Origin of the sequence: Pseudomonas putida (genome assembly GCF_022627325.1) — a bacterium.
In the GTDB taxonomy this organism is placed as follows: Bacteria; Pseudomonadota; Gammaproteobacteria; order Pseudomonadales; family Pseudomonadaceae; genus Aquipseudomonas; species Aquipseudomonas putida_X.
This window is the reverse complement of the sequence record NZ_JAETZZ010000012.1, coordinates 55,828-68,376: the sequence shown is the minus strand read 5'-3', so window position 1 is coordinate 68,376 and position 12,549 is coordinate 55,828. Positions and strand designations below refer to the sequence as shown.

Annotated in this window: 11 protein-coding genes; 4 read left to right on the top strand and 7 right to left on the bottom strand. The window is 65.7% G+C overall.

The window, feature by feature from the left end; all coding sequences use genetic code 11:
• Positions 1-25 precede the first annotated feature (25 nt).
• From JNA92_RS19050 to cbiE, 5 genes are all read right to left on the bottom strand, one after another.
• A complete protein-coding gene (locus JNA92_RS19050) occupies positions 26-880 on the bottom strand; it encodes an SPFH domain-containing protein (protein WP_241806198.1) in 855 nt (284 codons plus the stop codon).
• A 24-nt stretch (positions 881-904) separates the two neighbouring features.
• Positions 905-1,342 (bottom strand): NfeD family protein, encoded by a 438-nt coding sequence (locus tag JNA92_RS19045; protein ID WP_241806197.1) that lies wholly within the window; start codon positions 1,340-1,342, stop codon positions 905-907.
• A 109-nt stretch (positions 1,343-1,451) separates the two neighbouring features.
• Positions 1,452-2,174 carry a cobalt-precorrin-6A reductase gene (locus JNA92_RS19040; protein WP_241806196.1) on the bottom strand — a complete coding sequence of 241 codons (723 nt, stop codon included), beginning with the start codon at positions 2,172-2,174 and terminating at the stop codon, positions 1,452-1,454.
• On the bottom strand, positions 2,171-3,265 hold the full coding sequence (locus JNA92_RS19035; RefSeq protein WP_241806195.1) for a cobalt-precorrin-5B (C(1))-methyltransferase: 1,095 nt from the start codon (positions 3,263-3,265) through the stop codon (positions 2,171-2,173). Before JNA92_RS19035 ends, JNA92_RS19040 begins: the two co-directional genes overlap by 4 nt.
• Positions 3,258-4,469 carry a precorrin-6y C5,15-methyltransferase (decarboxylating) subunit CbiE gene (gene cbiE / locus JNA92_RS19030; RefSeq protein WP_241806194.1) on the bottom strand — a complete coding sequence of 404 codons (1,212 nt, stop codon included), beginning with the start codon at positions 4,467-4,469 and terminating at the stop codon, positions 3,258-3,260. Before cbiE ends, JNA92_RS19035 begins: the two co-directional genes overlap by 8 nt.
• 175 nt (positions 4,470-4,644) lie before the next feature.
• Between cbiE and cobG the strand changes: the two genes are divergently transcribed.
• From cobG to cobJ, 4 genes are read left to right on the top strand one after another with little or no spacing between them, the layout of a single operon-like run.
• Positions 4,645-5,976: a precorrin-3B synthase gene (gene cobG, locus JNA92_RS19025; RefSeq protein WP_241806193.1), complete on the top strand. Its 1,332-nt coding sequence runs from the start codon at positions 4,645-4,647 to the stop codon at positions 5,974-5,976.
• The gene (locus JNA92_RS19020; RefSeq protein ID WP_241806192.1) at positions 5,969-6,595 is read left to right on the top strand and encodes a precorrin-8X methylmutase; all 627 of its coding nucleotides are present in this window, start codon (positions 5,969-5,971) and stop codon (positions 6,593-6,595) included. Before cobG ends, JNA92_RS19020 begins: the two co-directional genes overlap by 8 nt.
• Positions 6,595-7,326, top strand: coding sequence for a precorrin-2 C(20)-methyltransferase (locus JNA92_RS19015; RefSeq protein ID WP_241806191.1), 732 nt, complete (start codon positions 6,595-6,597; stop codon positions 7,324-7,326). Before JNA92_RS19020 ends, JNA92_RS19015 begins: the two co-directional genes overlap by 1 nt.
• A gap of 2 nt (positions 7,327-7,328) precedes the next feature.
• Positions 7,329-9,020 carry a precorrin-3B C(17)-methyltransferase gene (cobJ, locus tag JNA92_RS19010; protein WP_241806190.1) on the top strand — a complete coding sequence of 564 codons (1,692 nt, stop codon included), beginning with the start codon at positions 7,329-7,331 and terminating at the stop codon, positions 9,018-9,020.
• A gap of 9 nt (positions 9,021-9,029) precedes the next feature.
• Here cobJ and JNA92_RS19005 read toward each other — a convergent pair whose 3' ends face one another.
• Both JNA92_RS19005 and JNA92_RS19000 read right to left on the bottom strand, forming a co-directional pair.
• On the bottom strand, positions 9,030-9,626 hold the full coding sequence (locus tag JNA92_RS19005; protein ID WP_039602487.1) for a MarC family protein: 597 nt from the start codon (positions 9,624-9,626) through the stop codon (positions 9,030-9,032).
• 109 nt (positions 9,627-9,735) lie between these two features.
• Entirely contained in the window at positions 9,736-12,507 is a 2,772-nt protein-coding gene (locus JNA92_RS19000; protein WP_241806189.1) for a hybrid sensor histidine kinase/response regulator, read from the bottom strand.
• Positions 12,508-12,549 lie beyond the last annotated feature (42 nt).

The window sequence follows — 12,549 nt, the reverse complement described above, 5'->3', positions numbered from 1 at the left end:
GCCGGCCATGAAGCTACTCCAGCCATCAAGCCTTGTTACGGCCCATCAAGCCACGCACGGTCTCTTGCAAATCAGCCGGCAGCACCACCACTTTTGCATTGTTGCTGCTCGCCAGGTTCTCCATGGCGCCGACATAACGCTCACCCAGCAAGTACATGGCGGGTACCGTCTCAGTGCCCACCGCCTCTTTGACCAGCGAAATCGCCTTCGCCGAAGCCTCGGCAAGGTTGATTTGCGCTTCGGCATCGAGCTTGGCCGACTGCAGGCGCGCCTGGGCCTCGAGAATGGCGGCCTGCTTGGCACCTTCAGCACGGGTCACGTCGGCTTTACGTTCACGTTCGGCCGCGGCCTGGCGCTCCATGGCCAGTTGCATGTTCTGCGAGGGCTTTATGTCCTGGATTTCTACCGAACGGACGGTCACACCCCAGTCTTCGGTCTGTTCGGACATTGCCTCTCGCAGGCGTGCCTTGATCTGCTCGCGGCTGGACAGCGCTTCGTCCAGGTCCATGGCGCCGACGATGGCGCGCAGCGATGTCATGGTCAGGCTGGTGACGGCGAACGAGAAATTCTGCACGCCATAGGAGGCTTTCTGCGGGTCGACCACCTTGGCGAAACACAGGGCATTGGCAACGATCACCGCGTTGTCGCGGGTGATGATTTCCTGCTCCTGCACGTCGAGGATGATGTCCTTGGTCGGCAGGCGGTAGGCGACCACGTCCATGAACGGGATGACGATGTTCAGGCCAGGCTTGAGCGTGCTGTGGTAGCGCCCCAGACGCTCGACGATCCACTCCTCCCCCTGGGGTACGATGCGTACGCCCTTGAAGACAGTGATCAGGACGAAAACGGCGAGCGTGCCGACGACGATGAGGCTGGTCATGATGTGAACTTCCTTTTAGTGCGGTTAGGCCCGGATGACCCGGGCAGTATTGCCTTCGATGGCGACAAGACGTACACGCTCGCCTGACGGGATATCGCTGTCGGCGACGCAGACCCATTCCTCGTTGCCCAGTATCGGTTTCTGAAACCGCACACGGCCTTTCTGGAATTGCGAAACGCTGCTGATCAGCAGCCCCACTTCGCCGATCACGCTGTCGGCCGTCCAGCGCACATCCGGCTGCTTGCGCCGGAACAGCTTGAACCAGAGTGCGGTGGTGACCGAGGAGAACAGCACCCACGCCAGTACCTGCATATCCAGTTGCAGGGTGGGGGCGGCGAGCGAGATGAGTGACACCAGCACGGCACCGATGCCGAACCAGATGATGAAGAACGTGGGCAGGATCAGTTCGAGCAGGATCAGCGCGATGCCGAAGACAAGCCAGATCCACCATTGCATTTCCATATGGTTGACGCCTTCCGGGGGAGAGGGGCGAGTTTACGCCAGCGCAGCGGCCCATGGCCATTCGACAGCCAGCGGAAAACGCTGAAACGGTTGTAGGACTCGAAGCGACTTACGCAAGATCCAGCGTTGAAAGCAGCTGCGCGACCGACGTCAGCTCCAGGTCCACGGGTGGAAGCGCTGGGCGTTTCAGGATGAGCACCGGAATGCCAAGTTCCCGCGCCACCTCAAGCTTGGGCTCGGTCGCAACGCTGCCGCTGTTCTTGCTGACCAGCACATCGATAGCGCGCCGGGCGAACAGCGTCCGCTCATCGTCAAGGTGAAACGGCCCGCGCGCACCGATCACTTCGCAGCGATCGTTACCCGGGCAGGCCTGTAACGCCCTCAGGGTCCAGAACTGCTCTGGCGGAATCTCATCCAGATGCTGCAGCGGCTCGCGCCCCAAGGTGAACAACGGCCGACGGAATGGCTTGAGTGCATGGATCAGCCCCGCCCAGTCCTCCACCTCGCGCCAGTCGTCACCGGGCTGGGCCTGCCATGCCGGGCGACGCAAGGCCCAGCACGGGATGCCCACGGCGCGTGCGGCGGCGGCGGCATTGCGGCTGATCTGCGCGGCGTAGGGGTGGGTGGCGTCTATCAGCAACGTGATACCCGCCTCGCGCAGGTAGGCGGCCAGGCCTTCAGCCCCGCCATAGCCGCCGACCCGCACCTGGCAGGCCAGGCCTTCCGGCACCCGGCCGATGCCAGCCAGGCTGTAGACATGCTGCGGCCCAAGCTGGCGGGCGATGGCCAGTGCCTCGGTGACACCGCCGAGCAGCAGGATGCGCCGGTTCATTGCACACCTGCCTTGCCGACGATGCCGCCCTGGCGGTCGATGGCGAACACTTCCACCTGCACCTGTGCAGGCACCACGCTGCGGGCGAACGCCAGGGCGTGCTCGCAAACCGCATCGCCCAAGGCTATGCCGGCGGCGTGCGCCAGCGCCAAGGCTTGCTGGCTGGTGTTGGCTGCCCTGATCGCGGCCTGCAGGTCGGCATCGGCGCCGATGTCTGCGGCCCAGCCGGCCAGTTGCGGCAGGTCGATGCTCGAGTGGCGGCTGTGCAGGTCCATGTGCCCGGCAGCCAGCTTGCTGACCTTGCCAAACCCACCGCACAGTGAAAGGCGTGGCACCGGCACCTTGCGCAGGTGCTTGAGCACCGCGCCGACAAAGTCGCCCATCTCGATCAAGGCAATTTCCGGCAGGCCGTACACGCGGCGCATGGTGTCTTCGCTGGCATTGCCGGTGCAGGCGGCGATATGGGTATAGCCATTGGTGTGGGCGACATCGATGCCCTGGTGGATGGAGGCGATGTAGGCCGCGCAGGAGAAGGGCCGCACGATGCCGCTGGTACCGAGAATCGACAACCCGCCGAGGATGCCCAGGCGCGGGTTCATGGTCTTGAGCGCCAACTGCTCGCCGCCCGCTACGTTGACCGTGACTTCGAAGCCGCCGCGGTAGGCGCAGTCGTTGGCCAGTTGCTGCAGGTGTTCGCTGATCATGCGCCGCGGTACCGGGTTGATCGCCGGCTCGCCCACGGCGAGTACCAGACCGGGGCGGGTGACGGTACCGACACCCACCCCAGCGACAAAGCGTATGCCCGGCGCTTGCTGTAAACGCACTTGGCTGTAGAGCAGCGCGCCATGGGTGACATCGGGGTCGTCGCCGGCGTCCTTGAGTGTGCCAGCTTCGGCGTGCTCGCCCTCGCGGCGGCAGAATTCCAGGCGCATCTGTACCACCTTGCCCTTGGGCAGGGTGATGCTCACGGCGTCAGCGCTCACACCGGTCAACAGCAGGCGCGCTGCCGCCAGGCTGGTGGCCGTGGCGCAGCTGCCGGTGGTCAGGCCGCTGCGCAGTGGCGCCGGTTGTTCGCGGGTTTCTTCACGCATCGAGGGGCTTCACCACGTCGAGCAACGTGATCGGCAATGCCTGGCGCCAAGTGTCGAAGGCGCCCAATGGCTGGGCCTGGGCGACATGGATGCGCGTCAGTTCACCGCCGTGCAGTTGGCGAAAGTGCGCCAGTGCCAGTTCGCTTTGCAGTGTCACGGCATTGGCCACCAATCGCCCCCCTGGGCGCAGCCGCTCCCAGCACAACGGCAGCACGCCTTCCCGGGTGACGCCGCCGCCGATGAAGATCGCATCCGGGCGCTCCAGCTCGGCCAAGGCCTGCGGTGCCTTGCCGCGCACCAGTTGCAGGCCGGGGACACCCAGGGCATCACGGTTGTACTCGATGAAGCCCTGGCGGCCCTCGTCGGCTTCGATTGCCAGTGTTCGGCAGGCCGGGTGGGCGCGCATCCACTCGATGCCGATCGAGCCACAGCCTGCGCCCACGTCCCACAGCAACTCGCCTGGCTGCGGGGCCAGGCGGGCCAGGGTGATGGCGCGTACGTCACGTTTGGTCAGCTGGCCGTCGTGCCGGAACGCATCGTCCGGCAGGCCGGCCGTGGGTGAGCGCCGCGGAGCGTCGGCCGTGGCCTGGCACTCGATGGCAACCAGGTTCAGCGCGGCCACCTGGGGCTGGGCCCAATCATCGGCGATGCCCGCCAGGTGGCGTTCGGCAGGGCCGCCGAGGTGCTCGAAAACCTGCAGGCGGCTCGGCCCGAAACCGCGCTCGCGCAGCAGGGCGGCGATGGCTGCAGGGCTGTCACCGTCGTTGCTCAGCACCAGCAGGCGCATCCCGCTGTAAAGGTGGGCGTTGAGAGCGGCCAGGGGGCGTGCGACCACTGACACCACCTGCACGTCCTGCAGCGGCCAGCCAAGGCGGGCGGCGGCCAAGGCGCAGGAAGAGGGCATCGACAGTACCTGCAGCTCTTGGGCCGGCACCTGCCGCGCCAGGCTGGCGCCGACGCCGTAGAACATCGGGTCACCGCTGGCGAGCACGCACACCTGCTCACCGCGCCGGGCCAGTACCGGGGCGAGCGAGAACGGGCTCGGCCAATCCTCTCGGGCGGCGCTCACGCAGCGCGGTAGCAGGGCCAGCTGACGTGGGCTGCCGATGATCCGCGAAGCGCCGAGCAGGGCGCGCCGGGCTTGCTTGCCTAGCCCACTGAAGCCGTCTTCGCCGATGCCAATTACTGTCAGCCAGGGTGTCATGTGTTTCCGATCCGCCATTTTTGGGGGCGCGTTGCCCCCCTCAGCCGGCAAAGGGGGGCGACGCGGTGATGAATTTCTGTTCAATCGCCAGCGATGCTCGACCACCGGCTTTTCATGCCGCCGGACAAAGCAGGCATAATACCGCGCCTTCTACACTCAAGCGCATTTTCAGCGATTGCCGGACGCCCCTTTGAAGCAGGTCCATACCCCACCCGTGTCGCCCCGTCCCTCGGCTTGCCCGGGGTTGTGGCGCATCGTCAGCGCCCTGGATGGCGGGATCTGCCGGATCAAGCTGCCCGGTGGGCTGTTGCTGGCCGATCAGGCCGATGCCGTGGCGGCGGCTGCCGAGCGCTTCGCCGGTGGCGTGATCGAGGCGACCAACCGCGGCAATCTGCAGATCCGTGGCATTGGCGATGATCACGCCGGCCTGATCGAAAGCCTGCTGGCAGCAGGCCTGGGCCCCCGCGATGCCGCCAGTGACGATGTGCGCAACCTGATGCTCAGCCCTTTGGCCGGGCATGACCCCTCGATGGTGCTGGATGTTCGCCCCCTGGCCGAACACATCCTCGACCTGCTGCAAGGCACGCCGCGCTTTCATCAGTTATCGGCCAAGTTCGCCCTGCAACTGGACGGCGGCGAAGGCCTGGCGATGCTCGAGCACCCACACGATCTATGGCTTTGCGCATTGCGGCTCGAACAACGCACCTGGCTGGCGTTCGGCCTGGCCGGCTGCCCGGCTGACGGCCAGGTGCTGGGTGCGGTGCCGGTAGAGCAGGGGCTGGAATTGGTGCGTGCAGTGCTTGAGCGCTTTCTCGATCTGGCCAGCCCGGAGCAGGCGCGCATGCGCCAGTTGCTGGAAAACTGCTCAGTGGAGCGGTTCATCGAGGGGCTGGGGCTGCAAATCCGCCGGGATGATGCCGTGCTCGCGTGGCGCCGCGCAGCGAGCCACCGCTCATGGCTCGGCGCCGTTCAGCAGCAGCAAGGCATGGCCCTGGGCATTGCCCCGCCGCTTGGCAGGCTCAACGCCGACATGCTGCGCGGTGCGGCGCGCATCGCCCGTGAACACGGCGATGGCAGCCTGCGCCTGAGCCCCTGGCAAAGCCTGATGCTGACCTCTATCGCTGGCACGCGCATCGCTGCGGCGCAACGTGAGCTTTCGGCCCTTGGCTGGCTGTGCCACAGCCATGAGCCCCTGGCCCGCCTGGTTGCCTGCACCGGCGCCAGCGGCTGCGCCAAGGCGCACGGCGATACCAAGGCCGATGCCGTGGCCCTGGCCGCCCTGTTGCCTGCGGGCGCGCCTGCCAGTGTGCACCTGTCGGGTTGCCCCCGATCCTGCGCCGTGGCCCATGTCGCCCCGGCCACGCTGCTGGCCCGCTCGCCGGGCCGCTATGACCTCTATTTGCGTGACGCGCGGCTGCCGGGCTTCGGCGCCCTGCGCGCCGCCAACCTCACCTTGAACGAAGCAGGCGCCATGCTCGACCTGCCGACGGAGCACCTTGATGATTGATTACATCCGCGATGGTCAGGAGATCTATCGCAATTCTTTCCGGATCATCCGTGAGGAGGCCCGGCTCGAGCGGATCCCCGCGGACCTTGAGAAACTCGCCGTTCGTGTGATCCATGCCTGCGGCATGGTCGAGGCCATCGACGGCCTGCAGTTTTCCGAAGGTGCAGGCCGCGCCGGGCGCGAGGCCCTGGCCAACGGCGCGCCGATCCTATGCGATGCGCACATGGTCGCCGAAGGTATCACCCGTGCACGCTTGCCCGCTGACAACAACGTGATCTGCACCCTGCGCGACCCGAGTGTCCCAGCCTTGGCCAAAGATGCCGGCAATACCCGCTCGGCGGTGGCCCTGGAACTGTGGCGGCCCTACCTGGAGGGCAGCGTGGTGGTGATCGGCAACGCACCGACCGCACTGTTCTACTTGCTGGAAATGATCGATGCAGGTGCACCCAAGCCTGCGCTGATCCTCGGCTTCCCGGTTGGCTTCGTCGGTGCGGCGGAGTCCAAGGCCATGCTTGCCGCAGATAGCCGAGGGGTACCCTTCGTGATCATGCAGGGCCGCCTGGGCGGTAGCGCGATGGCGGCGGCGGCGGTCAATGCCCTCGCCACGGAGGTGGAATGATGGCGCCGCGTGGACGTCTGCTGGGCCTGGGCGTAGGCCCTGGCGACCCTGAGCTGATCACCCTCAAGGCCCTGCGCTTGCTACGCGAGGCCCCGGTGGTCGCCTACTTCGTGGCCAAGGGCAAGCGTGGCAATGCCTTCGGCATCATCGAGTCGCACCTGCAGCCAGCGCAAACGCTGCTGCCGTTGGTCTATCCGGTGACCACCGAGGCGTTGCCGGCACCGTTGTCCTACGAGCAGGTCATCAGCGATTTCTATGACGAGGCCAGCGTGCAGGTGGCCGAACACCTCGATGCTGGCCGCGATGTGGCGGTGATCTGCGAGGGTGACCCGTTCTTTTACGGCTCCTACATGTACCTGCACGACCGTCTGGCGCAACGCTATGACGCGCAAGTGATCCCTGGCGTCTGCTCGATGCTGGGCGGCGCCTCGGTACTGGGGGCTCCTTTGGTTTACCGCAACCAGAGCCTGTCGGTGCTGTCGGGCGTGCTGCCGGCCGAAGAGCTCAAGCGGCGCCTGGCCGACGCCGACGCGGCGGTAATCATGAAGCTGGGCCGCAACTTCCCCAAGGTGCGGCAGGTGCTGGGCGAACTGGGCCTGGACAGCCGAGCGCTGTACGTGGAACGGGCGACCATGGCCAATCAGAAAATCGTCGCGCTGGACCAGGTGGACCCACAGTCATCACCGTACTTCTCGCTGATCATCGTGCCGGGTGAAAAATGGCAGGGATGAGCATGCACAAGGCACCGGCGATCATCGTGCTCGGCGCTGGCAGCGTGGCCACCGCGCGGCGCATTCAGCAGCGGTATCCACAGGCAACGCTGCACGGCCTGAGTGGTCGGGTCGACCTGGCCGACCAGTATTACGAAAACTTTGGCGACACGTTGCGCGAGCTCTACCGGCAAGACACGCCGATCATTGCCCTGTGTGCGGCGGGTATCGTCATCCGTAGCCTGGCCAGCCTGCTCAGCGAGAAAGGCGCGGAGCCGCCGGTGCTGGCGGTGGCCGAGGACGGCAGTGCGGTAGTGCCGCTGCTGGGCGGGCTGAGCGGCGTCAACCTCATGGCCCGGGAGATCGCTGAGGCGCTGGGCGTGGCCCCGGCGATCACCACCAGTGGCGAGCTGCGTTTCGGCACTTGCCTGCTGAACCCACCCGAAGGCTACGCCCTGGCGGACATCGAACAGGGCAAGCGTTTCGTTTCCGATCTGCTGGCGGGTGAAGCCGTACGCATCGAGGGCGATGCGCCGTGGCTGGCTCAGGCCCAATTGCCAACCAGTGAAGCCGCCCAGCGCACCATTCATGTGGGATGCACTGCGCGCCCGGCCAGCCGTGACGAGTTGCTGATCCGCCCCCGTTCGGTGGTGGTTGCGGTGGATGCGGGCGGCGCTGATCTGGTCGAACGCGTCAATGATGCCCTGCGTGAAGCGGGCATCGCCGAGCAGTCACTGGCGTGCCTGCTGGCCGCCGAACAGGCCATGGCCGAACCGTCCTTGCTGGCAGCGGCCGAGACGCTGGGTGTCGCACTGCGTTTTGCGGCCAAAGAAAGCACGCTTGTCAGCATGGCCGCCGCAGCACTGCCGGATGCGCGCCTGATCGAGCAGGCGGGCCTGGTCATCGCGCTGGCATCGGCGCCAGTCAAGGTCAACCAGCTGGGGCGCAAGCGTGGTCGCCTGGCCGTCATCGGCCTTGGCCCTGGCGCCGCCGAGCTGATGGTGCCGGCGGTCAAAGCCGAGCTGGCACGCGCCGAGGACATTCTCGGTTACGAAACCTACGTGCGCATGGCCGGGCCGTTCCGCGACGACCAGGTGCAACATTGCACCGACAATCGCGAAGAGATGCAGCGCGCGCGTCATGCTTTCGAGCTTGCTGCCCAGGGGCGCTCGGTGGTGGTGGTGTCGTCGGGTGACCCGGGGGTCTTCGCCATGGCCGCAGCCGTGCTGGAAGCGCTGCACGGGTCCTCTGACCCCGCCTGGCATCGGGTCGATCTGCAGATCCTGCCGGGAGTTTCGGCCTCGCTGGCCACCGCCGCTCAAGCAGGCGCGCCGCTGGGGCATGACTTCTGCGTGATGTCGCTTTCGGACAATCTCAAACCGTGGTCGACCATCGAACATCGGCTGGGCCTGGCAGCTCAGGCCGACCTGGTGCTGGCCTTCTACAACCCGATCTCGCGTTCGCGCCCCTGGCAGCTTGGCCGCGCGCTGGAAATCGTGCGCCAGCACCGGTATGGCGATACACCCGTAGTGCTGGGGCGTGACATCGGCAGGCCGGGGCAGACGCTCAAGGTGGTCACCCTCGCCGAGTTGGTGCCAGAGATGGTCGACATGCGCACCATGGTACTGGTCGGTTCTTCCACGACCTGCACCTTTGCCCGTGCCGAGGGTGGGCAGTGGGTCTATACCCCGCGCTGGTACCCTGTTGCGCCATAAGCGGCGGGGCTAGCCGACCAGGTAGCCCCTGATGCCGGTGAAGATGATCTGCGCCGCCAAGGCGCAGACGAACAGCCCCATCAGGCGGCTGACGATCTGCAGGCCTTGCTCACCGAGAATGCGCTCGATGCCGTGCGACAGATACAGCACCAGGCCCACGGTGAAGCTGGCCAGCGCGATACTGACGATGGCCAGTAACTTGTCGTCCCAGTGCGGCTGGCTGACGCCCATCACCAGCAGCGCGCCGATGGTGCCCGGGCCTACGGTGAGCGGGATCGTCAGCGGTACGATGGTCACGTCCTGCTGCACATTGTCGGCCTGCACGGCCGGTTTGCCCTGGGCCATCCCCAATGCCGAGATGAACAGCACGCTGCCGGCGCCGATGCGGAAGGCATCGGCCGTGATGCCGAAAATGCCGAAGATCGCCCGCCCGAACAGGTACAGCAACACACTGGCCACCAATGCGGCGAACGCAACCTTCCAGGCTAGCTGCTTGCGCTCCTTGCTGGAGTGGCCACGGGTCAGGCTGATGAAGCACGACAGCACGAAGAACGGGCTGTAGAGCACCAGCATCTTCAGGTAGACACTGAACAACTCGTGAAGCATGAGGGTGAGTCCTTTGTCGGCGCGGCCTGGTGGCGCAGAAGGGCTGCGCAGCAACCGCAGTTCCATGCAGCGCTGCTGTAATCCAGGCCGCTGCTGCAGCGCTTTATCGTTAGGAGGTATGCAGCGGATCGGTCTTGGTTTCCCGCTGGTTCGCCCAATACTGGATCAACTCGCGCAATTGCGACAGCTCCACCGGCTTGGCCATGTGCCCATCCATGCCGGCCAGCCGTGCGCGCTCCTTGTGCTCGGCGAGGATGTGCGCGGTCAGTGCCACCACCGGGGTGCGCTGGCGCTGGTTGGCGACCTCCCAGGCGCGCAGTTGCTGGGTGGCGGAGAAACCGTCGAGCACCGGCATTTCACAATCCATCAACACCAGGTCGTAGCGCTGGGCTTTCATGGCCTGCAGGGCTTCCTCGCCATTGCTGGCGGTATCCGGTTCGAGATTGAGTTTGCCCAGCATGCCGCGGATCACCTTGGTCGAGATGCTGTTGTCTTCGGCGACCAGCACGCGGAAGTCGCCCGGCAGCTCGTGGGTGGGCGGGGTGCCTGGCAGGGGCATCGGCACGGTCTGTTCGCGGCCGCGCTGGGCCAGCTCTTCGGCCAGGGTGGTCTTGAGCGTGTAGCCGGCCACCGGTTTGGCCAGGATACGCTTGACCCCGGCATTGCGGGCAATGACCTTGCTCGGTGCATTGCTGATACCGGTGAGCATCACCACGAGGATGTCGTGGTTCAGGCTGGGGTCTTCCTTGATCTTGGCGGCCAGCTGCATGCCGGTCATGCCGGGCATGTTCTGGTCGAGCAAGACCGCGTCGAAATAGTCGCGCAGGTGCGCCTTGGTCCGGAGCAGGGCCAAGGCTTCTTTGCCCGAGGGCACGGCACTGACGTTCATGCCCCAAGCGCTGCACTGCTGCACCAGCACCTTGCGGCAGGTGTCGTTGTCGTCCACCACCAGCACCCGGGCATCACGCAACGGGCTGTCGAGGTCGGCCAAGGGTTGCTCCAGCCGCGAGGGGTCGAGCGGCAGTGTCAGCCACAGGGTGTTGCCCATGCTGGTGCTGCTCTTGATGCCGAATTCGCCCTGCATCAGGCCGATCAGTTGCTTGGCGATGATCAACCCAAGGTGGCCGCCAAGCTTGTTGCTGGACAGGAAGTGGTGGCTGTGCAGCTCTGCCTGCAGCAGGGCTTCGCGCTCGGCCGCAGGCAGCGGCTCGCCGCTGTCCTGCACGGCGATCCGCAGGCGCGGCACCTCGCTGCGCTGGTCCAGTGCAACGACCAGGAGGATTTCGCCGTGGTCGGTGTTTTTCAGGGCGTTTTCCAGCAGGCTGGAGAGGGCCTGACGCAGGCGCGTCGGGTCCCCGCTGATGACCCGTGGCACTTGCGGCTGGGTGAAGCTGATCAGCTCGATGTTCTGTTGTTCGGCCTTGGCGCGGAAGATGTTCAGGCAGTCTTCAATCAGGGCATTGAGGTCGAATTGCACATCGTCCAGTTCGATCTGCCGCGACTCGAGCTTGGAAATGTCGAGAATCTCGTTGATCAGTGTGAGCAGTTCGTTGCCGGCGCTGTGGATGGTCTGCACGTAGTCACGCTGCTTGACCGACAGCGGCGTGCCGAGCAGCAGCTCGGTCATGCCCAGCACGCCGTTCATGGGGGTACGGATTTCATGGCTGATCTTGGCCAGGAACTCGGCCTTGGCATTGATTTCGGCGTCACTGGCCGCCAGTGCGCGGCTGGCGCTGAAGCGCTCTTCGCTCATGCGCCGCAGGCGCTCGCTGACCGCCAGGTTGAGCAGCAGGCCGCTGGCCACGGTCAAGCCGAGCAGAATGCACAGCAGCCAGGGCGTCGAAGTGCGAGTCAGGCCGAGCAGGGCCGGCAGCAACACCAGCCCGCCCAGGTTGAACACGACCATGGCCAGGCTGAACAGGCGTGCCGGTGCATAACCTTTGTACCAGTGGTAGCTGCTGACCAGCAGCATGCTCACACTGCCCAAGGCCAGCAGGGCGTAGGTCATCAGGTTGAGCGGCAGGGTATCGACGAACAGCAGGATCAGGCCGCTGACCGCGGCCACCAGCATTTCGCCCTGCAGCAAGCGATTGAGCTGCGGTGAATTGCAGCGCGAGAAGAAGTGCTGGGTGAAATACAGCCCCGCGAGGCCCGCCAACACCAGGGTCAGGTAGGCGGCCGGGGTTTGCGCACTGTGCCACAGGTGCCACCAGGGGCCGCTGAGGTTGAGCAGGATCAGGCCGCTGAGCAGCATCAGCCCGTGGTACAACGCAAGGACCAGGGTGGTGCTGGAGCGGGTGTATAGAAAGCGGATCAGGTTGTGCAGGATGAGCATGGCCAGGCCGCCGAAGAGCATGCCGAACAGCAATGGCTGGCCCTGGTTTGAAGCGGCGACTGCCGCAGGCTCCAGGGTGATGGCCGGGCGCAGTTGATGCTCGGAGACCAGGCGCAGGTAGACGTCCACCGCGGTCGGGCTGTTCGGCAGGGGCAATACGTGGTCGCTGCCACGCAGGGTCGGGCTGGCGTTGCCGGCCTGGCGGCCGTGGTGCAGCTGGCGTAGCAGCCTGTCGCCCTCCAGGGCGTAGAGGTCCAGGCGTGAAAGGTCCGGGGCGAAGACCCGCAACAGTCGCTCCTGCTCACCCGGTTCGAGGCGATAGTGTAGCCACAGGGCCTGTTGCGACGGTGCTGCATCGAGGTCGCCCAGGGTCGTGGGGCTGAACTGGTTGCGATAGCGATCCGAGCGGACGTCGCTCAATTGCAGGTTGGCTTGTTCGTCGAGCAAAACGGACCAGCCTCCGCCTTGGTCGGCCGAAGCCGGGAGCAGGCAGAGCAGGGTCAGCAAGCTGACGATCAGAGCTGTGGCAATCCGAAGCCGACGCACTACGAGATCCCTTCCTAGCTGATGTGCCGTGGAGTAACTATG